The organism is Curtobacterium sp. NPDC089689, assembly GCF_044749145.1.
Classification (GTDB): domain Bacteria; phylum Actinomycetota; class Actinomycetes; order Actinomycetales; family Microbacteriaceae; genus Curtobacterium.
In genome coordinates this window covers 460,919-482,020 of the sequence record NZ_JBIVHJ010000002.1, presented here as the reverse complement: position 1 = coordinate 482,020, position 21,102 = coordinate 460,919, and the positions used below count along the sequence as shown (strand labels likewise).

Here is a 21,102-nt window from a genome sequence, read left to right as displayed (position 1 = left end):
GGGCATCTGTCGCTTACGCGTCCGAGCGTGGCGGCGGGCTCACGAAAGCGACGGTCTGCGCGCCTCCGCGCCCACCGACCTGTCGCTTTCCGACAGCGACGGGCACCGCGGCAGACGGACGGGAGGGGGGGGGGGGGGGGGGGGCCCCCCCCCCCCCCCCCCTCCCGGGGTGGTCGCGGCTACTTCACCGCGCCGGCGGTCAGGCCGGCCACGAACTGTCGCTGCACGATGAGGAACGCGACCACGACCGGGATCGACACGACGAGCGACGCCGCCATGATCTGGTTCCAGTACACGTTCGTCTGGGTGGAGTACTGCTGCAGGCCGACCGCGAGCGTCGAGCCGTTGCCGTTCGTCATGACCGAGGCGAAGAGGACCTCGCCCCAGGCGGTCATGAACGAGTAGATCCCGACCGCCACGAGCCCGGGACGGGCCGAGGGCAGGATCACCCGGAACAGCGCACCCATCGGTCCGGAGCCGTCGACCATCGCGGCCTCGTCGAGCTCCCGCGGGATGGTCTCGAAGTAGCCTGCGAGCATCCAGATCGAGAACGGCAGCGTGAACGTCAGGTAGGTGATGATCAGGCCGAGCCACGACCCGACGAGCTGGATGCCGAGCGCGTTCCCGAGGTTCGTGAAGATGAGGAACAGCGGGAGCAGGAACAGCACGCCCGGGAACATCTGGGTCGACAGCACCGCGGTGGTGAAGGTGCTCTTGCCCTTGAAGTTCCAGCGCGAGACGCCGTACGCCGCGAACGTGGCGATGATCAGCGAGAACACCGTCGCGACCGTGCAGACCACGAGCGAGTTGATGAAGTACTGCCCCAGCGGCACCGTCGACCACATGTCGATGAACGGCTGGAAGGTGATGTTCGTCGGGATCCACGTGAAGTCGTTCTGCACGTCACCGAGCGGCTTGATCGCCGTCGTGATCATGACGTAGAGCGGGACGACCGTGAACAGGGTCAGCAGGACCAGGGTGACGATCTTGAAGGACTTGGCGCCGACTGTCTCACGCACGGACGGACCTCCGGTTGGTCACGGCGAGGTAGATGCCCGTGACGATGAGCAGGAAGATGAGGAGCAGGACGCTCATCGCGGCACCGGAGCCGAAGTTCCAGGTGATGAACGACGCGTTGTAGATGTGGAAGCTCAGCAGGTCCGCGGCCGGGGGCTGCGCGGTCGAGCCGAACAGGACGAACGGCGTGTTGAAGTCGTTGAACGTCCAGAGGAACATCACGAGCACGAGCGTCACGTTGACCGGACGCACCATCGGCAGCGTGATCGAACGCCACTGGCGGAACGGCTTCGCACCGTCCACCGAGGCGGCCTCGTACACGTCGTTCGGGACGGACTGCAGCCCGGCCATGAGCATGAGGAACGCGAACGGCCAGGTCTTCCAGATCGCCACGACGACGACCGAGATGAAGGCGTTCGACCCGATGAGCCAGAACGGCCCCTGCCCGCCGAACAGCCCGAGCTGGTCGACCAGGACGTGGTTGATCGCACCGGAGTCACGCTGGAACATGAACTTCCAGGTGATGATGCCGGCGTACATCGGCAGCGCGTACGGCACGAGGAAGAGCGTGCGGAACAGGCCACGGCCCTTGAACGGCTTCTGCAGCGCGACCGCAGCGGCCATGCCGAACGTCCACGAGAGCCCGACCACGAGCACGGTGAAGCCGCACGTGATGAGGAACGAGTTGAGGACGCCCTTGCCGATCGCCTGGTCGAAGTCGACGACGACCGAGTAGTTCCGGAAGCCCGCGAACGGCGCGGCACCCCAGTTGGCGATGAAGTACTTGGTGAGCTGGATGAAGGAGATCCAGATGCCCACGAGCATCGGGACGATGTGGATGAGCAGCTCGAAGAGGATCGCCGGAGCCACGAGGGCGTACGGCAGCCAGTGGCGCTTGGGCTTCCGACCCGGCTGGGGCCCCGACAGGGTCGGCGCCTTCGTGTGGGTCAGGTCGATGCGCTCGGATTCAGGCAGGACCGAGGTGGACATGCGGGGCCTTTCGGCGAGGTGGAGGATCGGGTGCGCCGCGCAGGCCGGGGCAGCGGCGGGGAGGCGCGGCGTGCGTGAGCCGATCGGCTCACCCCCGGCGCGTGGCCGGGGTGGGAGGCGCTGGTGCTCGCGTCACGGGGTGGACGCGAGGGGCGGAGGCCCGGGCGCGTCCTGACGGACGCGACCCGGGCCTCCAGGCGGATCAACCGGCAGCCTGGGACACCTGGTCCTGGGCGGTCTGGAGCGCCGACTTGATGTCGCTGTCGGAGACCGTTCCACCGGTCGCGATCTTGGCGAACATGTCGTTCATCGCCTTGCCGACCGTCGACTCGAACTGGTCCTCGGCGGGCACCAGCGGGAGCGGCTTCGCCTTGTTGTTGTAGATGTCGAGGAACGTCTTCGTCTGCTCGTCGGTGACCGAGTCAGCAGCGGAGGCGAGCACCGGCAGGGCCGAGTACGGCTTGTCGAGCGTGGCCTGCGTGTCCGCGCTCGTCATGTACTTGACGAACTTCAGGGCGCCGTCCTTGTTCTTCGTGTTCTTGAAGATGGACAGGTTGATGCCGGCCGGGAACGACGCGATGTCCTTTTCGCCCTGCGGTGCCGGGAAGGGCACCACGCCGAAGTCGTCCTTCGACATGCCGTTCGACGTGATCGTGCTGTTCGCGTTGTTCTGCGTCAGCATCATCGCGGCCTTCTTGTTCGCGAAGTCCGAGACCGCCTGGGTGCCGTTGTCGTACTGCGCGTTCGAGGTGTTGACGACCTTGTCCGACTGCATCAGGTCGAGGTAGCGCTTGATGCCGTCGACGTTCGCCTTCTGCGTGAAGGTCGGCTTGCCGTCCTTGTCGAACCACTCGCCGCCGTTCTGCGCCGAGTTGATGAACGCGAAGTGCGAGTTCTCGGTGTACGAACCACCGGCGATGGTGAAGCCGTACTTGCCGCCCGTGGTGAGCTTCTTGGCGTCGGTGACGAGGTCCTCCCACGTCGTCGGTGCCTCGAGGCCGGCGTCCTTGAACATCTGCTTGTTGTAGTACAGGCCGTACGCGAGGCCGTAGAGCGGGACGCTCGTGACGGTCTTGCCGGGCGCGCCACCGGTGGAGAGCGCGACCTTGCCGAACTTGTCGGCACCGCCGATCGCCTTCATCTCCGAGTCACCGAACTCCTGGAACGCGCCGGTGGCCTGGAGCGAGGTCGCCCATGTGTTGCCGATGTTGACGACGTCCGGGCCCTGGCCCGAGGTTACGGCGGTCTGGATCTTGTTCTGCAGGTCGTTCCAGCCGATGACCTGGAGGTTGACCTTGATCCCGGTCTCCTTGGTGAACTTCTCGAGGACCGGGGTGAGCACCTCCTTGTCGTTCTGGAGGGACGTCCCCTGGTTCGACGCCCAGTACGTGAGCGTCTTGGAGTCGCCGGACGAACCGGAGCCTCCGGAGGAGCAGGCCGCGAGGCCGGTCACGGTGAGTGCCGCGGCCGCGGTGATGGCCAGTGCGCGGATGGCAGTGCGCATGACTCTCTACTTTCTCGTCGTTGAGATGGTGCAGGGATGGTGCTGTCGGGTGCTGCTGTGTGCGGGGTGTCGCCCGGCCGTCAGGCCAGGGTCGACTCCGCGGGGTCCCAACCCTCGGGGAGGGTCGGAGAGGGGTCGACGGTGCTCTCGACGAGCACCGCCTCCCCACGTTCGGCGCTCTCGGCGATGGAGACCATCACGTCGAGGACGTGGAAGGCGAGGGCACCGGGGACCCGGTTGCCGACACCGGCGCGGATGGAGCGGGCGAGGTCGACCACGCCCGTGCCGCGCGAGTAGGTGGAGCCGATCGCGGGGATCGTCTCGGGCTCGTCGGCGCCGGCCGCGTACAGCTCGGTGTCGCCGTCGAAGTTGTTCGGGTCCGGGAACACGATCGTGCCCGTCTCCCCCGCGATCTCGACGAAGCCGGTACGGCCGCGGGTCGACTCGAACGAGAAGACGCTCTGCGCACTCCCGCCGTTCTCGAACTCGATGAGCGCAGAGTGGTTCGTCGGGACCTCGACGGGGAACTCCGTGCCCGCCTTCGGCCCGGAGCCGATGACGCGGGTCGCACGGGCCTTCGACGCGGTGGCCGTGACCTTCGAGACGGGGCCGAACACCTGCACGAGGGTCGTGAGGTAGTACGGGCCGATGTCGAACAGCGGGCCGGCGCCGACCGCGAAGAGGAACTCGGGGCTCGGGTGCCAGGACTCGGGGCCGGGGCTCTGGAACAGCGTCAGGCCGTTGAGGGGCGCACCGATCCGACCGTCGTGCACGGCGCGCAGCGCGGTCTGGAGGCCGGCGCCGAGGAACGTGTCGGGCGCGACGCTGACCGTCGTGCCGGCGGCGACCGCGGCGTCACGGAGCCGGGTGGCGCTCTCCCGGTCGAGGGCGTACGGCTTCTCGCCCCACACGTGCTTGCCCGCGGCGAGGACCTGCAGGGCGACCTCGACGTGGGCGGCCGGGATCGTCAGGTTGACGACGATCTCGATGTCGTCGTGCGCGAGCAGCTCCTCGACCGTGCCGGAGCCCGGGACGCCCCACTTCTCGGCCTGGGCGGCTGCGCGCGGCAGGTCGATGTCGGCGATGAAGTGCACCGCGACGTCGGGGAACACCGTGAGGTTCGAGAGGTACTGGTCCGAGATGACGCCGGCGCCGATGACCCCGACGCCGACCGGACCGGTGCGGCGGGTGGCGCCGGCGGCCGTCGTGGTGTCGGTGGTCGCGGTGCCGGTGCTCTCGGCGCCGGTCGAGGTGTCGGTCATGCGCGGGCCCCCTGCAGGAACGTGTACGAGTCGGCCACGGCCTGGAACACGTCGCCCTCGTGGCCGTCGAGCTCGACGACGTGCAGCGCGTCCGGCGCCGCCGCGAGGATCTCCCGGACCGGCATGATGCCGTCGCCGACCGCGACCTGCTTCTCGTCGTCGTGCGAGCCGTCGCCGTCCTTGACGTGGAGGAACTGCACCTTGTCGCCGTACTTGCCGATGACCGCGACCGGGTCGTCGCCGCCGACCGTCACCCAGTAGGTGTCGAGCTCGAGCACGACGTCGTCGGACAGCGCGTCCGCGAAGACCTCGTAGGCACTCGTGCCGTCGATGCGGTTCGAGAACTCGAACGCGTGGTTGTGGTAGCCGAGGGTCAGGCCGTGGTCGGCGGCGCGGGGCGCGAGGGCGCTCAGCTCGCGGGCGATGGCCTCGACGTCCTCGCGGGTGGTCCAGCGGGACTCGTCGATGTGCGGGTCGATGAGCGTCGTCATGCCGGCGGTGACGCTCGCGTGGAAGATCGCCTCGAGGTCCTGCTCGCCGGCGTCCAGCAGTCGCGCGTGTCCACTCGGCGCGGCGAGCCCGGCGGCAGCGAGCGCGTCGCGCAGCTCCGCGGCACGGTCGACGTAACCGAAGAGTTCGACGTTCGTGTAGCCGATGTCGGCGATGCGCTGCAGCGTGCCGGGCAGGTCGGCCGAGAGGGCGTCGCGGACGGTGTAGAGCTGGACCGAGAGCGGTTGTGTCACCAGGGGTTCTCCTCGTCGAGACGGTGCGGTCGTCACTGACCGAGCGTCACACTATGACCACTTCTGACGGCGGTCAAGCAAAAGTCCCGAACACTTCGACGCACTTCGTTGCGTGTCCTGTTCGATGTGTGCTCTACTCGCCGCATGGTCGACTTGACTCGGACGGCAGCGTCGCCTCCGGTCGGGACGAGCGAGCTCTTCCAGATCCTCCGTGACGGCGTGCCACGGACCCGGGCCGAGCTCGCCGCCCTGACGGGGATGGCACGCTCGACGATCGGCGTGCGCCTCGATGCCCTCATCGAGGTCGGACTCGTCGGACCGGTGGAGACCGCCGCCTCGACCGGTGGACGGCCGCCAGCGCAGGTCGCCCTGGTGCCCCGTGCCCGGCTCGTGGTCGCCGCGGACCTCGGCGCCTCGCACGGACGGGTCGCCGTGACCGACCTCACCGGCGCGCCGCTCGCCTCCCGGGACGCGCGCATCGACATCGCCGCCGGACCCGTGCCGACGCTGTCGTGGCTGGTCTCCGTGATCGACGAACTGCTCGCCGAGGTCGGACGCACCCGCGACGACGTCATCGCCATCGGCATCGGCGTGCCCGGACCCGTGGAGTTCTCCACCGGGCGCCCGGCGAACCCCCCGATCATGCCCGGATGGGACGGCTTCGACGTGCCCGGGTGGCTCCGGCAGCACGTCGCCGCCCACGTCCTCCTCGACAACGACGTCAACATCGCCGCGCTCGGCGAACGGCAGCGCGGCTGGACCGACGTCGACCATCTGCTCTTCGTGAAGGTCGCCACCGGCATCGGCTCCGGCATCGTCTCCGACGGCGTCCTGCAACGCGGCGCCCAGGGCACCGCGGGCGACATCGGCCACGTCCGGGTCGGCCGGGCCGAGGACATCCCGTGCCACTGCGGCAACACCGGCTGCCTCGAGGCCGTCGCGTCCGGTCCGGCGATCGCCCGCGCGCTGCGTGCCAAGGGCCGGGAGGTCCACACGAGCGGGGACGTGATCGACCTCGTCTCGCGAGCCGACCTCGACGCCATCGCCGCGGTCCGGCAGGCCGGGCGGGACATCGGCGAGGTGCTCGCCACCTGCGTGTCGCTCATGAACCCGTCGGTGATCGTGCTCGGTGGGTCCGTCACCCGCGCTGGCGAGCACCTCCTCGCCGGTGTCCGCGAGGTCGTGTACGCCCGGTCGATGCCGCTCGCGACGGAGCACCTCGTGATCGCCCAGTCCCGGGCGGGCTCGCACGCGGCGCTGCACGGGGCGGCGGCCCTCGCGATCGACTACGCGCTCTCCCCCGCGGGCGTCGACGAGCTCGTCGCGTTCGCCGAGGGACGCGCACTGGTGTCCTGACCGCGCGTCGGTTTCCGTCGCGTCGGTGGGCGGGGTGAGAATCGTCGGGTGACGATCGTGCAGCCCACCCTGTGGGGCGACCTGGACCCCGGACTGGAGGCAGTTCCCGCCTCCGCCGCGCCGGCGCCGGGCGTGCACGCGGTCGCATCCTCGGCGGGGGTCACGAACCACGACACGTTCACGGTCCTGCGGGGGCACACCGAGCGCATCGTCGCGCACTCCTCGGACCGGATGGCGTGGCTCCGCGCGCGGGCCATGGGCATCACGGCGACCGACGTCGCCCGGCTCGCCTCGCTCCGTGCGGTCCACGCCGTCGTCGCGGACAAGCGCTACGGCTCCCGGTTCTCGGGCAACGTGTACACCGAGCACGGCCGGGAGCGCGAGCCCGTCATCGCTGCCTGGGTCGCTGCGACGCACGGCATCGAGCCGTCCGCGCACCTCTTCCACGCCGCCGCGAACCGTGCACACCTCGCCACACCCGACGGCGTCGGGCACGACGGTGACGGGCGACTCGTGCTCGCCGAGATCAAGACGACCGCGAAGGGCTGGCGGGGCATCCCCCGGCACTACCTCCGGCAGATCTGGTGGCAGCAGTACGTGCTCGGGGCCGACCGCACCCTGTTCGTCTGGGAGCGCCACGACGACTTCGTCCCCGCGCACGACGAGCCCGAGTGCCGCTGGGTCGACCGCGACGACGACCAGATCCGGGTCCTCATCGACCTCGCCGACCGGGTGCTCGACACCCTCCGCCGCGACCGGGTCTAGACCTTCACGATCCGGAGTCGGCTCATCCCCACGACGAGCACGCCCATCAGCGCGATGAAGACCGCGACGCCGAGGCAGTACAGCGCGACGACGCCGTACCCGAGCGACGGGTTCAGGAACGGGTACGGCACCCACCCGTCGGTCGCGCCGCGGACCAGGACGACCACGAGCCAGACGGCCGGGTAGATCAGGAACCACCACACGTGCCGGAGCAGCAGCCTGCCCCGGTCCGAGAAGAGCAGCCAGTCGAGCACGGAGTAGAGCGGGATCCACTTGTGGAGGACGTCGTTCGACCACGGCACGGTGTTCTCGACTGCGGCTCCGGTGAGCAGCGTGTTGTACACGACCCCCGTCGTCGCGATGTAGACCGTGGCGGCCCCGCGGAACACCGACAACCGGAGCGGCTCACGCTTCGACCGGAACGCCACGACGAGCGTCACGGCGAGGGCGACCGCGATGACGATGTTCGACTGGATCGTGAAGTACCCGAAGAAGTTGAACGGGTTGTACTCCGGCGACCGGGAGCTGACGAGCCACTGCGCGAGGATCGCGGAGGCGGTGGCGATGACCGCGATGAGCCGGAGGGCGTTGACGAGCGTGCGCACGTCGCCACGCTATCGGGACATCGCCCCGAACGACGAGAAGACCCGCACCGAACCGGTGCGGGTCTTCTCGAACGAGTCAGACGACTCAGATGCTGTTGACGTCCAGCGGGATGCCCGGGCCGAAGGTGGTCGCGACGGACCCCTTCGTGATGTAGCGGCCCTTCGAGGAGCTCGGCTTGAGGCGGACGATCTCCTCGAGCGCGGCCGAGATGTTCTCGTCGAGCTGCTCCGGCGTGAACGAGGCCTTGCCGACGACGAAGTGCACGTTGGCGTGCTTGTCGACGCGGAACTCGATCTTGCCGCCCTTGATGTCGTTGACGGCCTGCGCGACGTTCGGGGTCACGGTGCCGGTCTTCGGGTTCGGCATGAGGCCACGCGGGCCGAGGACCTTGCCCAGACGGCCGACCTTGCCCATGAGGTCCGGGGTCGCGACGGCCGAGTCGAAGGCGGTGTAGCCGTCGGCGACCTTCTGGATGAGCTCGTCGCCACCGACCTCGTCGGCACCGGCGGCGATGGCGGCCTCAGCAGCAGCACCGACCGCGAAGACGATGACGCGGGCGGTCTTGCCCGTGCCGTGCGGCAGGATGACCGTGCCGCGGACCATCTGGTCCGCCTTGCGCGGGTCGACGCCGAGCTTGAGCGCGACCTCGACGGTGGAGTCGGTCTTCGCCGAGCCGGTCTCCTTCGCGAGGGCGACGGCCTCGGTCGGGGTGTAGAACTTGTCGGCCTCGATCTTCGCGGCCGCGGCCTGGTAGGCCTTGGACTTCTTCGCCATGGTGTTCTCCTCTGGGAGCTACGTGGTTGACGAGCCGGCGAGGCTCTCCCACGGAAGGGTGTTGGGGGTGTGGATCAGGCCTCGACCGTGATGCCCATCGAGCGCGCGGTGCCGGCGATGATCTTCGCGGCCTGCTCGATGTCGTTGGCGTTCAGGTCGGCCTGCTTGGTCTCGGCGATCTGACGGACCTGGTCCATCGAGATCTTGGCGACCTTGACCGTGTGCGGGGTCGCGGACCCCTTCTGCACACCCGCAGCCTTCTTGATGAGCTCGGCGGCCGGCGGGGTCTTGAGGACGAACGTGAACGAACGGTCCTCGTAGACGGTGATCTCGACCGGCACGACGTTGCCACGCTGCGACTCGGTCGCGGCGTTGTACGCCTTGCAGAACTCCATGATGTTCACGCCGTGCTGACCGAGCGCAGGACCGATCGGCGGGGCCGGGTTGGCGGCGCCCGCGTTGATCTGCAGCTTGATCAGGCCCGTGACCTTCTTCTTCGGTGCCATGACTTGTTTCCTCCTGGAATCGAACGCACGGGGATCCGTGCACTCTCCCGCGGGCCCGGCCGTTCCGGACCGCGGTGAAGCCCCACACGCTCAGCGTGCGGGGCCAAACCTCGGTAGCTTACTACAGCTTGGTGACTTGGTCGAAGCTGAGCTCGACCGGGGTCTCGCGCTCGAACAGCGAGACGAGGACGGTGAGCTTGCCGCTCTCCGGCTTGATCTCGGAGATCGAGCCCGGCAGGCCCGCGAACGAGCCTTCCTTGATGGTGATCGTCTCGCCGATCTCGAAGTCGACCTCCGCCTGCGGCTGGGCCTGCGCGGCACCGCCGGACTTCGCGCCGCCCTTGGCCGGAGCGGCCTCGGCGACCTGGACGAGCGACTTCAGCATGCCGAAGGCCTCGTCGAAGCGGAGCGGGGTCGGGTTGTGGGCGTTACCGACGAAGCCGGTGACACCCGGGGTGTGGCGGACGACCGACCACGAGTCCTCGTTGAGGTCCATGCGGACGAGCACGTACGAGGGGATCCGGACGCGGGTGACCAGCTTGCGCTGCCCGTTCTTGATCTCGACGACGTCCTCCATCGGGACCTCGACCTGGTAGATGTAGTCCTCCATCGACATCGAGACCATGCGGTTCTCGATGTTCGACTTCACGCGACGCTCGAAGCCCGCGTAGGAGTGGATGACGTACCACTTGCCGGGCTTCATCCGCAGCTCGGCCTTGAAGGCCTCGTACGGGTCGACCTCGGCGGGCTCGTCTGCGTCGAGGGCCTCGTCGGCGGCGAGGGTCTCGTTCGCCTGCGCGGCGGACTCCTCCTCGAGCTCGACCTCTTCCTCGTCCTCGACCGCTTCGACGGCGGCCTCGGCCTCGTCGGCGGAGTCGATCTCGAGGGCGTCGTCCACGACCGCGTCGGCCTCGGGGTCGCGCGACTCCTGCAGGGCGGTGAGTGCCTCGTCGAGTCCGGCGTCGACCGTGCCGTCGTCGGGCTCGTCGCTCAGACCGAGGGACTCGTCGTCGGCGTCCTCGACCGAGATCGCACGCTCCTCAGCGGACTCGGCAGCGAGCTGCTCGCCGGTCTCGACGTCGCCTTCCTGGTTCTCCTCGACCTCGGAGGACTGCTCGGCAGCCGTCGCGAGGTCGATGTCGTCGCGGGAGTTGTCAGACAATGTCGATTCTTTCCGTTCGGTGGTGCGGATCGGGTTGGCGAGCGATCAGCCCGGCCTGCGGTCGGTCGGACCGGATCAGGCGGTCGGACCGTTGCCGAAGACGTAGCCGACGCCGAGCCCGAACACGAAGTCGAGGACCGACACCAGGACCATCATCACGATCACGAAGACCAGGACGACGCCGGTGTAGCTGAAGAGCTCCTTGCGGGTCGGCGTGACCACCTTGCGGAGCTCGCCGATGACCTGACGGATGAACAGGGCGATGGCAGCGAACGGCCCGCGACGCGATGCGCGGTCCTGCTTCGCCTTGGCGACGACGTCGTCCGCCGTCGCTTCCACGTCTTTGCTCGCCAACTTCTACCCTTCCAGATGTGCAGGGCGGACAGGACTCGAACCTGCAACCTGCGGTTTTGGAGACCGCTGCTCTACCAATTGAGCCACCGCCCTTCGGAACTCGGTTCGTCACCGATCCGCGTTCCGGTGGTCGAGTGTACGGGAGTCCGTCACACGGTGTCCACTTGACGGATGCTCCGGCGTGCCGCGCCGATAGGCTTGGCCCTGTGAGCACCGCAGCCGAAGGCCCCGAGTCCACCGCCAACCCCGCCGCCCCGCAGCAGCGCATCGCGTCGCGCATCGCAGCCATCGCCGAGTCCGCCACCCTCAAGGTCGATGCGAAGGCCAAGGCGCTCAAGGCCGCGGGTCGGCCGGTCATCTCGTTCGCCGCGGGTGAGCCCGACTTCGCCACGCCGCAGCACGTCGTCGACGCCGCCGTCGCCGCCGCGCAGGACCCGAAGAACCATCGCTACACGCCCGCCACGGGACTGCCCGAGCTGAAGCAGGCGATCGCCACCAAGACCGCTCGCGAGTCGGGCGTGTCGGTCGACCCGTCACAGGTCATCGTGACGAACGGCGGCAAGCAGGCGGTCTACCAGGCGTTCCAGACGATCGTCGACGAGGGCGACGAGGTCCTCCTCCCGGCCCCGTACTGGACCACCTACCCGGAGGCCATCCGGCTCGCGGGCGGGGTCCCCGTCGACGTGTTCGCCGGCAGCGACCAGGACTACCTCGTGACGGTCGAGCAGCTCGAGGCCGCGCGCACCTCGAAGACCAAGGCGCTGCTGTTCTGCTCGCCGTCGAACCCGACCGGCTCCGTGTACTCGGCGGAGCAGACGAAGGCGATCGGCGAGTGGGCGCTCGAACACGGCATCTGGGTCATCAGCGACGAGATCTACCAGGACCTCGTGTACGACGGCGTCCGCTTCACGGGCATCCTCGACGCGGTCCCTGCTCTCGCCGACACCACGATCCTCGTCAACGGCGTCGCGAAGACCTACGCGATGACCGGTTGGCGCGTCGGCTGGTTCATCGGCCCGGTCGACGCCGTCAAGGCCGCCTCGAACCTGCAGTCGCACCTGTCGAGCAACGTCTCGAACGTCTCGCAGCGGGCAGCGATCGCCGCACTGGACGGCCCGCAGGAGCCCGTCGCGGCCATGCGGGAGGCGTTCGACCGCCGTCGTCGGGCCATCGTCGACGGCCTCAACGCGATCCCGGGCTTCGTCACGCCGACGCCGAAGGGCGCCTTCTACGTCTACCCGGACGTCACGGCGCTGCTCGGCCGAGAGTGGGCTGGCTCCACGCCGACGACCACGCTCGAGCTCGCGGACCTCATCCTCGAGCACGCTGAGGTCGCGGTCGTCCCCGGCGAGGCCTTCGGCCCCTCCGGCTACCTGCGGCTGTCGTACGCGCTGGGCGACGACGACATCGCCGAGGGCGTGTCGCGCCTGGCGAAGCTCTTCAGCTAGTCCCGGACACGACGACGGCCAGCCTCCGAGGAGGCGGGCCGTCGTCGCCCTGGAGGCACGGGTCGGCTCGGGCGGTCAGCCGGCGGCGAGCAGGTCCCCCACCACGACGGGCTCGGGTACGAGCGTGACGCCGAAGCGGTTGAGCACCGTGATCTGCACGTACCGCGCCAGCTCGGCGACCTGCGCCGCGGACGCTCCCCCGCGGTTCGTCAGCGCCAGCGTGTGCTTCGACGAGATCGCCGCGCGTGACCCGGGGACCGCGTACCCGCGGTGGACGCCGGCGTGCTCGATGAGCCACGCGGCGCTGAGCTTCACGTCGTCGCCGGCGGCCCAGCGCGGAGCATCGGCGGGCAGGGTCTCGGCGAAGGCCGCGGAGACGATCGGGTTCGTGAAGAACGACCCGGCACTCCAGGTGTCGTGGTCGTCGCCGTCGAGCACCATGCCCTTCGACCCGCGGAGGCGGAGGACCTCGTCGCGGACGGTCGCCGGTGCCACCCGGGCACCGAGTTCGACTCCGAGGGACCCAGCGAGCTGTGCGTAGCGGACCGGGACGCCGTCGTCGGACGCGGCGCCGAGCCGGAACTCGACCGTGAGCACCACGCCCCGTCGCCCGTGCTTCAGTGTCGACGAGCGGTAGCCGAGCGCCAGCTCGGCCGCGGGCACCCACGCGCGCTCCCCCGTCGACGCGTCGAGGAACTCGATGCGGGTGAGCACGTCGGACAGCTCGACCCCGTAGGCGCCGATGTTCTGCACGGGGGCGGCACCGACCGTGCCCGGGATGCCGCTCAGTGCCTCCAGGCCGGCCCATCCGTTCGTCACCGTCTGCGCGACGAAGGCGTCCCACGGTTCACCGGCCGCGACGCGGACGGTGACGCCGTCGACGTCGATCTCGTGGTCGATGCCGCGTGTGCGGACGAGCACGACCGTGCCGTCGAAGCCCGGGTCGGCCACGAGGAGGTTGCTCCCACCACCGACGACGAGCCAGTCGTCGTCCTGCCAGGCGGTGCGGGTGTGCTCGACGAGCTCCTCGGTGGTCGTCGCGGTGAGCAGGGTGCTCGCAGGACCGCCGACGCGGAGCGTCGTGAGGTCGGCGAGCAGGGCGTCCGTCACGGTCAGCGGAACGCCACCGTGACCTGCGCCTTGCCGAGCACGGTCTGCCCGGCGGCGGTCACGGTGAGGTCGATGCGTTGCGGGCGCCCGTCGTCGTCGACGGTGCCGACCTTCGCGACGACGCCGACGGTCGCGCCGTCCTGCGGGTCGACGACCACGGGACGGGTGAAGCGGACGCCGTACCGCGTCACCCAGCCGTGGTCGCCGAGCCACTCGGCGACGGGCTGGACGGCGAGGCCCATCGTGAGCATGCCGTGCGCGAGGACGCCCGGGAGCCCGACCGACGCGGCGACGTCGTCACGGTAGTGGATCGGGTTGAAGTCGCCGGAGGCGCCGGCGTACCGGACGAGCGAGTCGCGCGTGAGGTGCACCTCGCGCTCGGCGACGACGGTGCCGACCTCGAGCGAGGTCGCGGGTGCGGTGGTCATGCGTCGTCTCCTCGGACCACGAGGGTGGAGGTCGCCGTGACGACGTGCTCCCCCGCGGCGTCGTTCATCGTGCTCTCGGCGGTGACCATGGCGTTGCCGCCGAGGGTCTTCACGCTCGTCACGGTCAGCGTGGCGGTCAGTTCGTCGCCGGCCACGATCGGGCGGTCGTACGTGAAGGCCTGCTCCCCGTGCACGACCCGCGAGAAGTCGATCCCGGCGTCCGGCTCGGCGAGGAGCTGGGCGAGCGTGGCCTCCTGCACGACGACGGCGAAGGTCGGCGGTGCGACCACGTCGTCGTAGCCGGCGGCACGGGCGGCCTCCGGCTCGTGGTGGATCGGGTTCGTGGCGAAGACGGCGCGGGAGAACTCGCGCACCTTCTCGCGACCGACCAGGTAGGGCTGGGCCGGCGGGAACGTCCTGCCGACGAGCTCGGGGTTCACAGACACGTCCGGCAGTCTACCGAGCGCGGTCCGACACCGGATGTCCATGAGGATGCATCGGCTATGCTGCAGGAGCGACGTCGGGGGGTGTCGCGCGAGCTCGGGGAGGGAGCAGCCATGGAGGCACGGACGGAGTACGCCGTACACACCGGGGACCGGCGAGCGGCGATGGAGATCGCGAGCGCGGCCCTGCGCCGGAGCGGACACGAGGTGACGACCACCGGTGGGACGATCACGGCGCGGAGCGGGAGCCGCTTCCTCACGACGCTGCTCGGTGCGCTCGTCCACCCCTCGCGGCAGTTTCGGCACTACGAGCTGTCGACGACGGTGACCGGAGCGTCCACGACGATCACGGTGCGTCCGCTCCACCACGGCACCGCGGTCGCGGGCGGGGCGATCGGGGCGGAGCGTCGGCGCGCTGCGTGGCGGCAGGTGACGAGCGCGGTCGAGGGGGCCCTGCGCTCCGCCGGGGTGCTCGTCGACCGGACGGACCACGGCGCGCACTGAGCCGGCGCGCACTGCGGCAGCGCGCACTGCGGCGGCGCGCACTGCGGCGGCGCGCACTGGGGCGGCTTGCACTGCGGCGGCGAACGCCGGGAACAGGAGAGGCCCGACGCGAACGCGCCGGGCCTTGCTGTAGCGAGGGCGGGACTTGAACCCGCGACACCACGATTATGAGCCGTGTGCTCTAACCAACTGAGCTACCCCGCCGGAGATCCGGAGGCGACACTCGCTCCGGGTCGGAGCCCCGAGTCAGGATTGAACTGACGACCCCTTCCTTACCATGGAAGTGCTCTACCACTGAGCTATCGGGGCGATGTGCCGCGAACGGCACCACACGAGAGTAGCAGACTCGCGACGGTGGTCCGGAACCGGGCTCGACGCCCGGGCGTGCCGCCGCGGAGGCCGCTAGTCCGCGTTCTCCTCGAGCCAGGTCAGCGGGTCCACCGGGACGCCGTCGACGTGGATCTCGAGGTGCAGGTGGGGGCCGGTCGAGTTGCCGGTGCTGCCCACCTCGCCGAGCTCGTCACCGACCGAGACCTGCTGCCCGGTGACGACCTTGAACGTGTTGTCCTTCATGTGGCCGTAGACGCTGACGAACTGCTTGCCGTCGACGTCGTGGGTCACCCAGACGTCATTGCCGAAGCCGCCGTCGTTCGCCTGGACCTTCGTCACGACGCCGTCCGCGATGACCCGGATCGGGGTGCCCTCACCCGGCGCGAAGTCGACGCCCATGTGGTTCGTCGAGCAGAACGAGCAGCCGGCGACCTGGCGTCCACCGAAGCCCGAGGTGATCGGGACACCGGTGAGGAAGGGCCACTGGATCGTGCCGTCGGCGTCGTTCGTGAACGCCGACGCATCCGTGTTGGCGTACTGCGTGGCATCGGAGACCGTGTACTGGTCACGGGTGGTCGAGCCGTCCGCGGCCTGCCCGACGCTCATCGACTGGGCGCTCCCGGAGGCGACGGACCGCGCCGAGGTCGAGCCGGCCTCCGGCGTGTAGAGCGCCTGCGCCGGGAGGGAGGTCGAGACGACCAGACCAGCGACGAAGAGCAGGGCCCCGACCGCGGTGACGCGCGAGGCGGTGCGACGGAACGCCGCGCCGGCAGGGGCTGGAGCGGCCGTCGGTGCCGGGGCGGCAGGACGGCGGGCCGGACGTACGCGCGCGGTGGCCCCGGCGCGGCGCGACGACACGGGAGCGGTGGTGGACCCGGCGCGGCGCGAGGCCCGGGACGGCGATGCCGGAGCGGCGCGCTCGGCGGCCGGCGCGACGACCGGGGACGTCGGCGCAGGCGGGGTCGTCGGCCCGGCGTCGACGACGGGCAGCACCGGCGACGTCGGCGCGAGGTCGACCGGGGACGCGGGCGCGCGGTCGACCGGGGACGCCGGGGCGACCGCGTCGACGGGGGCACCGACGATCGCGGCGAACTCCTCGGTCGTGCCGATCGGCGTCGTGCGTGCAGCGGCTCGCTCGGCCTCGATGCGCGCTCGTCGGGTCAGGTGGACGACCGGGGTGGGTGCGTCGACGGTGACGTCGGTCGGTGCGGGCGTGGTGGAGGCGTCGGGCATGCGTTCGGTGCTGATCCTGATCGGGGGAAGAGTGGGGGCCGTTGGTAACGAGCCGGTAACGGAACCCCTGAACGGTAGCAAAGGACAACACTGCCCGCCAGTCGTGTCCCCCGGCTCGGCACTCCCCCAGTCCGAGGGCGGGAAGCCGCTCAGGCCGGCGTGACCCCGAGGGCTGCGGCCTCGGCACGGTGCAGCAGGGCCTCGAGCTCGTCGGCCACCGCGGCGCTCGCGAACAGGAACGACCGCGTGTCCCCCGCCTGCCACGAGCGGACCTCGGCCCCCGCCGCCGCGGCCACGATCGACCCGGCGGCCATGTCCCACGGGTTGATCCCACGTTCGTAGTAGGCATCGACGGTGCCGTCCCCCACCGCGCAGCAGTCGAGCGCCGCCGATCCCCCACGACGGACGTCCCGGACGCTCCCGATGAGCTCCGCGAGCACGGCGACCTGGCCGCGGCGACGCTCTGCCGTGTACGCGAACCCGGTCGACAGCAGCGTCTCGGCGAGCGACGCGGGCGATGCGGCCACGATCGGCGCGCCGTCACGGGTCGCCGGACCTCCGGGCACGGCTCGGAACACCGTCCCGGTGGCCGGTGCGACGACGACGCCCGCGATCGGCTCCCACGTCGCGGGGTCCGGAGCACCGCGCACGACGCCGATGCTCACTGCGTAGTCGGGGCGTCCGTAGAGGTAGTTGACGGTGCCGTCGATCGGGTCGACGACCCAGGTGACGCCGCTCGTCCCGTCCGTCCCGCCCGCCTCCTCGCCGAGGACCGCGTCGTCCGGGCGCGCCTCGGCGATCCGGCGGCGTACGAGGTCCTCGACCTCCCGGTCCGCGGCGGTGACCACGTCGACCACGCTCGACTTCCGGTCGGCGACCTCGACCCCCTCGGCGCGTCGGCGGGCGGCGAGCGCGGCGGCCTCACGGGCGATGGACTCGGCGAGGTCGGCGAACGCGGACGGCGAGGGTTCAGGAGCCATGCACCCATCTTGCCGGGGAACGACGAAGCCCCCTCCGAGGAGGGGGCTTCGATCACGTGGCAAGTGAGGGATTCGAACCCCCGAAGGCTACGCCGGCTGATTTACAGTCAGATCCCTTTGGCCGCTTGGGTAACTTGCCATCGCGCACCCAGCCCGTGTGATCACCAACCGGAGGCGCGCAGAACAGCATAGCCGATGTGCGGGGGTGGTCGTGACCACCCCGTCGCGCGCAGCCGGTCCGCGCTCCTGAACCGTCCCTCCCGGCCGCCGATAGGCTGTCCCGCATGGCAGACAGTTCCTTCGACGTGGTGAGCAAGGTCGACAAGATGGAGGCGGAGAACGCCGTCAACCAGGCGGCCAAGGAGATCGAACAGCGCTACGACTTCAAGGGCGCCGGCGCATCGATCGCGTTCAGCGGTGAGGACGTCCTCATCAAGGCGAACTCCGAGGAGCGGGCCCGCGCCGTCCTCGACGTGCTGCAGTCCAAGGCGATCAAGCGCAGCATCAGCCTCAAGAGCCTCGACGCCGGCGACCCCTTCCCCTCGGGCAAGGAGTTCCGCATCGAGGTGAAGTTCAAGAACGGCATCGAGCAGGACGTCGCGAAGAAGATCGGCGCGTTCCTTCGCGCGCAGGCGCCGAAGAGCGTGAAGAGCCAGATCCAGGGCGACGAGCTCCGGGTGTCCTCCAAGAGCCGCGACGACCTCCAGAACACCATCCAGCTGCTCAAGGGCGAAGAGTTCGACGTCCCGCTGCAGTTCGTGAACTTCCGCTGACGCCCGCGTCCGCCTGACCCGACACCGACGACGTCACCGTGGAGCACTGGCTCTCCGTCGCGATCACGATCCTGCTGGTCCTGCTCGACCTCGCGATCCGTGTCTTCTCGATCATCTACGTCCCGATCAACCGGAAGCCGCAGACCGCGACGGCCTGGCTGCTCGCGATCTTCCTGATCCCCTACATCGGGTTCATCGTGTTCCTGGTCATCGGGTCGACGAAGCTCCCACGCGACCGCCGCGACAAGCAGGCGGAGATCAACCAGTACATCCTCGACCAGACCGAGGGCATGGACCGCGTCCGCAAGGACCATCCGTGGCCGCCGTGGCTCGAGAGCATCGTCACGCTGAACCGCGGACTCGGGTCGATGCCCCTCGTGGGCGGCAACTCGGCGGAGCTCTACCCGGACTACGAGGAGTCGTACGCCGAGATGACGCGCGCGGTCGACCAGTCGCGCCGGTTCGTGCACGTCGAGTTCTACATCGCGACGCTCGACGACACGACCCGACCGTTCTTCGAGGCCCTCGCCCGTGCGCAGTCCCGCGGCGTGACCGTGCGGTTCCTCCTCGACCACTGGGCGAGCCGCGGCTACCCGGACTACAAGGACACGCTGGCGTTCCTCGACCGCGCCGGCATCGAGTGGCACCTCATGCTGCCGCTCAAGCCGCTGCAGGGGAAGTTCCAGCGCCCCGACCTCCGGAACCACCGCAAGATCATGGTGATCGACGGCTCGGTCGCGTTCACGGGGTCGCAGAACCTCATCGACAAGTCCTACGACCTCGAGTCGCACAAGAAGCGGCACATGGCCTACAAGGACCTGTTCGCCCGGTTCGAGGGACCGGTCGTCGCGGGGCTCAACGCCCTGTTCGTGACGGACTGGTACAGCGAGACCGACGAGCTGCTCCTCCGCGAGAGCGACCCGGTCCAGCGCGCTGACCGCGGCGACGCCCTCGACTGCCAGGTGGTGCCGTCCGGTCCGGGCTTCGACGGCGAGAACAACCTGCGCCTCTTCAACGCGTTGCTGTACTCGGCGCAGCAGAAGGTGTCGATCACGTCGCCGTACTTCGTCCCCGACGACTCGATGCTCTACGCCATCACGACGACGGCCCAGCGCGGGGTCGAGGTGGAGCTCTTCGTCGGCGAGATGGGCGACCACGCGATGACCTGGCACGCGCAGCGCTCCTACTACGAGGGGCTGCTCCGCGCCGGGGTGAAGATCTGGCTGTACCGGGCGCCGACGATCCTGCACGCGAAGCACTTCACGATCGACGACGAGGTCGCCGTGATCGGGTCGAGCAACATGGACATGCGGTCGTTCAGCCTCAACCTCGAGGTGTCGGTGATGGTCCGCGGCAGCCGCTTCGTCGACGCACTCCGCGGGGTGCAGGGCGCCTACAAGGAGCACAGCTTCGAGCTGACGCTCGACTCGTGGGTGGACCGGCCGCGCCGGTCGAAGGTGCTCGACAACGTCGCGCGGCTCACGGCGGCGCTCCAGTAGGCACGGCCGGGAGGCACGGGTCGGCCCTGGTGGGTCGGCCCGCCCCGGTGCGCGGTCTCGATGGGCACGTCGCTGCGTCGAACCGCGGAAGCGACGTCGAACCGCGTCCGGGTCCTGGTTCGACATCGGGTTCGTGGTTCGACGGCGGCCGTGGTTCGACGGCGGCCGGGGGCGGTGGTTCAGCGGGTGAGCGGGACGGTTCCGGTGAGTCGGGCGAGCAGGCGCTCGAGCGGCCCACGACCGAGGAACGTGCGCCACGTCATCGCGAAGAGCACCGAACCGATCGCGAACCATCCCCAGGCGGCGGCGCTCTGCGGGTACTCGGGCAGGAACGCGAGCACGACGAGGTGGAACGCGTACACCGAGAGGGGCATCGCACCGACGGCGACGAGCGGGAACGCGATCCGCTGCACCGTCCGGCCGCGACTGTCGACGAGCAGGCAGCACAGCGCTGTCACCGCGACCGCGACCCCGGCGGTCGCGACGACGTCGACGACCGAGGACGAGTGGTCCCGCGGCGACAGGAACTCCTGCGCGAGGGCCTGTCCCGGCGTGCTGCCCTCCGGCGCGTACGGCACGCCGGGGAACGACGCCCACGCCGCGTCCGACGGAACCGGAGCGAGCAGACTGCCGACGACGTAGGCCGCAACGGCGACCAGCACGCCGGACGCGAGGAGCGCAACCTGGGTGACCCGCGCGCCCAGACCGCCGGCCCGGACCACCGCGAGCCCGACCAGGACGTACGCCAGGAAGGTGACCACCGGGTAGACCAGACCGAGCTGGACCTCCCACATGCCCGCCTCCGCGTACAGGGGCAGCACCGCGAGCGCGGCCACGGGCGAAGCGACCGCGCACACGCCCGCGAGCGCGAGGAGCCAGCGGGCGCGCACCCGGAGCACCGGGATCGCGAGCAGGAAGAGCACGCCGTAGGTCGGGAGGATCACGTACACGGGCGTGCCCAGCGCCATCAGCAGGAGGCCGATCCCCACCACCGCGACGGCGCGGATCGCCAGACGGGCTCGCACCCGACCGATGAGCGGCGGACCGGGCGGGCGGGTCCGACCGCTCGTGAGGCCGATCGACACGCCGGCGAGGACGGCGAAGAGCGACGAGGACCGGCCGTGCGCGACGGCGACCCACGTCGACGGCTCCGACCAGTCGACGCCGTCCGGGACGTCGCCGACGTGCGTGGCGATCATGCCGAGCAGGGCGATCGCCCGGGCGACGTCGACACCCTGCAGTCGGGGCCCCGACGCGGGCACGCCCCGCACCGCGTCGGGCGGTACGGGGCGTGCTGCGGTGGTCACGGCGAGCG

22 protein-coding genes and 4 tRNA genes are annotated in these 21,102 nt (G+C 70.0%); 6 read left to right on the top strand and 20 right to left on the bottom strand.

The annotated features are described in order from the left end of the window. Positions 1-179 precede the first annotated feature (179 nt). The 5 genes from ACIPYW_RS10595 to ACIPYW_RS10575 all read right to left on the bottom strand — a co-directional run bounded on the left by ACIPYW_RS10595 (position 180) and on the right by ACIPYW_RS10575 (position 5,516). Positions 180-1,019 (bottom strand): carbohydrate ABC transporter permease, encoded by an 840-nt coding sequence (locus ACIPYW_RS10595; RefSeq protein ID WP_290131232.1) that lies wholly within the window; start codon positions 1,017-1,019, stop codon positions 180-182. Next, complete coding sequence (locus tag ACIPYW_RS10590; protein WP_290131231.1) at positions 1,012-2,007, bottom strand: carbohydrate ABC transporter permease; 996 nt, start codon at positions 2,005-2,007, stop codon at positions 1,012-1,014. Before ACIPYW_RS10590 ends, ACIPYW_RS10595 begins: the two co-directional genes overlap by 8 nt. Before the next feature lie 202 nt (positions 2,008-2,209). After that, positions 2,210-3,511, bottom strand: a complete 1,302-nt coding sequence (locus ACIPYW_RS10585) for a sugar ABC transporter substrate-binding protein (RefSeq protein WP_290131230.1) — start codon at positions 3,509-3,511, stop codon at positions 2,210-2,212. Positions 3,512-3,591: 80 nt separating this feature from the next. Beyond that, positions 3,592-4,773, bottom strand: coding sequence for a Gfo/Idh/MocA family protein (locus ACIPYW_RS10580; protein ID WP_400413151.1), 1,182 nt, complete (start codon positions 4,771-4,773; stop codon positions 3,592-3,594). Then, positions 4,770-5,516, bottom strand: coding sequence for a sugar phosphate isomerase/epimerase (locus ACIPYW_RS10575; RefSeq protein WP_290131228.1), 747 nt, complete (start codon positions 5,514-5,516; stop codon positions 4,770-4,772). The genes ACIPYW_RS10580 and ACIPYW_RS10575 overlap by 4 nt, the downstream gene beginning before the upstream one ends. A gap of 144 nt (positions 5,517-5,660) precedes the next feature. Here ACIPYW_RS10575 and ACIPYW_RS10570 point away from each other — a divergent pair, with 144 nt between their 5' ends. Together ACIPYW_RS10570 and ACIPYW_RS10565 are read left to right on the top strand one after the other, a co-directional pair. Continuing rightward, positions 5,661-6,872, top strand: a complete 1,212-nt coding sequence (locus ACIPYW_RS10570; protein WP_290131227.1) for an ROK family transcriptional regulator — start codon at positions 5,661-5,663, stop codon at positions 6,870-6,872. A 48-nt stretch (positions 6,873-6,920) separates the two neighbouring features. After that, positions 6,921-7,637 (top strand): YqaJ viral recombinase family protein, encoded by a 717-nt coding sequence (locus tag ACIPYW_RS10565; RefSeq protein WP_400413150.1) that lies wholly within the window; start codon positions 6,921-6,923, stop codon positions 7,635-7,637. Here ACIPYW_RS10565 and ACIPYW_RS10560 read toward each other — a convergent pair. The 6 genes from ACIPYW_RS10560 to ACIPYW_RS10535 form a co-directional block, all read right to left on the bottom strand. Further along, on the bottom strand, positions 7,634-8,242 hold the full coding sequence (locus tag ACIPYW_RS10560; protein ID WP_400413147.1) for a Pr6Pr family membrane protein: 609 nt from the start codon (positions 8,240-8,242) through the stop codon (positions 7,634-7,636). The two genes, ACIPYW_RS10565 and ACIPYW_RS10560, sit on opposite strands and share 4 nt — an antisense overlap. Before the next feature lie 85 nt (positions 8,243-8,327). Further along, positions 8,328-9,017: a 50S ribosomal protein L1 gene (rplA, locus tag ACIPYW_RS10555; protein ID WP_022834225.1), complete on the bottom strand. Its 690-nt coding sequence runs from the start codon at positions 9,015-9,017 to the stop codon at positions 8,328-8,330. Between the two features lie 74 nt (positions 9,018-9,091). Beyond that, complete coding sequence (rplK, locus tag ACIPYW_RS10550; RefSeq protein WP_022906459.1) at positions 9,092-9,523, bottom strand: 50S ribosomal protein L11; 432 nt, start codon at positions 9,521-9,523, stop codon at positions 9,092-9,094. Between the two features lie 121 nt (positions 9,524-9,644). Then, complete coding sequence (gene nusG, locus ACIPYW_RS10545; RefSeq protein WP_400413143.1) at positions 9,645-10,685, bottom strand: transcription termination/antitermination protein NusG; 1,041 nt, start codon at positions 10,683-10,685, stop codon at positions 9,645-9,647. A 75-nt stretch (positions 10,686-10,760) separates the two neighbouring features. Beyond that, positions 10,761-11,024, bottom strand: a complete 264-nt coding sequence (gene secE / locus ACIPYW_RS10540) for a preprotein translocase subunit SecE (protein ID WP_400413601.1) — start codon at positions 11,022-11,024, stop codon at positions 10,761-10,763. Between the two features lie 35 nt (positions 11,025-11,059). After that, positions 11,060-11,132 (bottom strand) — tRNA-Trp (locus tag ACIPYW_RS10535). 173 nt (positions 11,133-11,305) lie between these two features. Between ACIPYW_RS10535 and ACIPYW_RS10530 the strand changes: the two genes are divergently transcribed. Beyond that, on the top strand, positions 11,306-12,487 hold the full coding sequence (locus tag ACIPYW_RS10530; RefSeq protein WP_400413599.1) for a pyridoxal phosphate-dependent aminotransferase: 1,182 nt from the start codon (positions 11,306-11,308) through the stop codon (positions 12,485-12,487). 75 nt (positions 12,488-12,562) lie between these two features. On the opposite strand, the gene ACIPYW_RS10525 is transcribed toward ACIPYW_RS10530, so the two are convergent. Genes ACIPYW_RS10525 through ACIPYW_RS10515 form a run of 3 tightly spaced genes read right to left on the bottom strand, consistent with a single transcriptional unit; the run spans position 12,563 to position 14,471 of the window. Next, the gene (locus ACIPYW_RS10525) at positions 12,563-13,603 is read right to left on the bottom strand and encodes a UDP-N-acetylmuramate dehydrogenase (RefSeq protein WP_400413597.1); all 1,041 of its coding nucleotides are present in this window, start codon (positions 13,601-13,603) and stop codon (positions 12,563-12,565) included. Next, complete coding sequence (locus ACIPYW_RS10520) at positions 13,600-14,025, bottom strand: MaoC/PaaZ C-terminal domain-containing protein (protein ID WP_400413141.1); 426 nt, start codon at positions 14,023-14,025, stop codon at positions 13,600-13,602. The genes ACIPYW_RS10525 and ACIPYW_RS10520 overlap by 4 nt, the downstream gene beginning before the upstream one ends. After that, complete coding sequence (locus ACIPYW_RS10515; RefSeq protein WP_079236588.1) at positions 14,022-14,471, bottom strand: MaoC family dehydratase N-terminal domain-containing protein; 450 nt, start codon at positions 14,469-14,471, stop codon at positions 14,022-14,024. The genes ACIPYW_RS10520 and ACIPYW_RS10515 overlap by 4 nt, the downstream gene beginning before the upstream one ends. 111 nt (positions 14,472-14,582) lie before the next feature. Here ACIPYW_RS10515 and ACIPYW_RS10510 point away from each other — a divergent pair, with 111 nt between their 5' ends. Further along, positions 14,583-14,972, top strand: a complete 390-nt coding sequence (locus tag ACIPYW_RS10510; RefSeq protein WP_400413139.1) for a hypothetical protein — start codon at positions 14,583-14,585, stop codon at positions 14,970-14,972. A 130-nt stretch (positions 14,973-15,102) separates the two neighbouring features. Here the strand turns inward: ACIPYW_RS10510 and ACIPYW_RS10505 are convergent. From ACIPYW_RS10505 to ACIPYW_RS10485, 5 genes are all read right to left on the bottom strand, one after another. After that, positions 15,103-15,176: transfer RNA gene (locus ACIPYW_RS10505), tRNA-Met, on the bottom strand. Positions 15,177-15,209: 33 nt separating this feature from the next. Continuing rightward, positions 15,210-15,281 (bottom strand) — tRNA-Thr (locus tag ACIPYW_RS10500). Between the two features lie 93 nt (positions 15,282-15,374). Next, positions 15,375-16,535 (bottom strand): M23 family metallopeptidase, encoded by a 1,161-nt coding sequence (locus ACIPYW_RS10495; RefSeq protein ID WP_400413136.1) that lies wholly within the window; start codon positions 16,533-16,535, stop codon positions 15,375-15,377. Positions 16,536-16,684: 149 nt separating this feature from the next. After that, positions 16,685-17,515 carry an inositol monophosphatase family protein gene (locus ACIPYW_RS10490; RefSeq protein ID WP_400413134.1) on the bottom strand — a complete coding sequence of 277 codons (831 nt, stop codon included), beginning with the start codon at positions 17,513-17,515 and terminating at the stop codon, positions 16,685-16,687. 57 nt (positions 17,516-17,572) lie between these two features. Further along, positions 17,573-17,654 (bottom strand) — tRNA-Tyr (locus tag ACIPYW_RS10485). Between the two features lie 145 nt (positions 17,655-17,799). Between ACIPYW_RS10485 and ACIPYW_RS10480 the strand changes: the two genes are divergently transcribed. Beyond that, complete coding sequence (locus tag ACIPYW_RS10480) at positions 17,800-18,288, top strand: YajQ family cyclic di-GMP-binding protein (RefSeq protein WP_242088468.1); 489 nt, start codon at positions 17,800-17,802, stop codon at positions 18,286-18,288. A 38-nt stretch (positions 18,289-18,326) separates the two neighbouring features. Beyond that, the gene (gene cls, locus ACIPYW_RS10475; protein ID WP_400413133.1) at positions 18,327-19,787 is read left to right on the top strand and encodes a cardiolipin synthase; all 1,461 of its coding nucleotides are present in this window, start codon (positions 18,327-18,329) and stop codon (positions 19,785-19,787) included. A 179-nt stretch (positions 19,788-19,966) separates the two neighbouring features. Here the strand turns inward: cls and ACIPYW_RS10470 are convergent, their stop codons facing one another. Then, complete coding sequence (locus ACIPYW_RS10470) at positions 19,967-21,094, bottom strand: heparan-alpha-glucosaminide N-acetyltransferase domain-containing protein (RefSeq protein WP_400413130.1); 1,128 nt, start codon at positions 21,092-21,094, stop codon at positions 19,967-19,969. Positions 21,095-21,102: the final 8 nt, after the last annotated feature.

Bases quoted from the DNA above. Each gene is read 5' to 3' on its own strand.
- ACIPYW_RS10590 (WP_290131231.1), bottom strand. From the start codon at position 2,007: ATGTCCACCTCGGTCCTGCCTGAATCCGAGCGCATCGACCTGACCCAC.
- ACIPYW_RS10585 (WP_290131230.1), bottom strand. From the start codon at position 3,511: ATGCGCACTGCCATCCGCGCACTGGCCATCACCGCGGCCGCGGCACTC.
- ACIPYW_RS10580 (WP_400413151.1), bottom strand. From the start codon at position 4,773: ATGACCGACACCTCGACCGGCGCCGAGAGCACCGGCACCGCGACCACC.
- ACIPYW_RS10570 (WP_290131227.1), top strand. From the start codon at position 5,661: ATGGTCGACTTGACTCGGACGGCAGCGTCGCCTCCGGTCGGGACGAGC.
- rplA (WP_022834225.1), bottom strand. From the start codon at position 9,017: ATGGCGAAGAAGTCCAAGGCCTACCAGGCCGCGGCCGCGAAGATCGAG.
- rplK (WP_022906459.1), bottom strand. From the start codon at position 9,523: ATGGCACCGAAGAAGAAGGTCACGGGCCTGATCAAGCTGCAGATCAAC.
- ACIPYW_RS10520 (WP_400413141.1), bottom strand. From the start codon at position 14,025: ATGACCACCGCACCCGCGACCTCGCTCGAGGTCGGCACCGTCGTCGCC.
- ACIPYW_RS10510 (WP_400413139.1), top strand. From the start codon at position 14,583: ATGGAGGCACGGACGGAGTACGCCGTACACACCGGGGACCGGCGAGCG.
- ACIPYW_RS10495 (WP_400413136.1), bottom strand. From the start codon at position 16,535: ATGCCCGACGCCTCCACCACGCCCGCACCGACCGACGTCACCGTCGAC.
- ACIPYW_RS10490 (WP_400413134.1), bottom strand. From the start codon at position 17,515: ATGGCTCCTGAACCCTCGCCGTCCGCGTTCGCCGACCTCGCCGAGTCC.
- ACIPYW_RS10480 (WP_242088468.1), top strand. From the start codon at position 17,800: ATGGCAGACAGTTCCTTCGACGTGGTGAGCAAGGTCGACAAGATGGAG.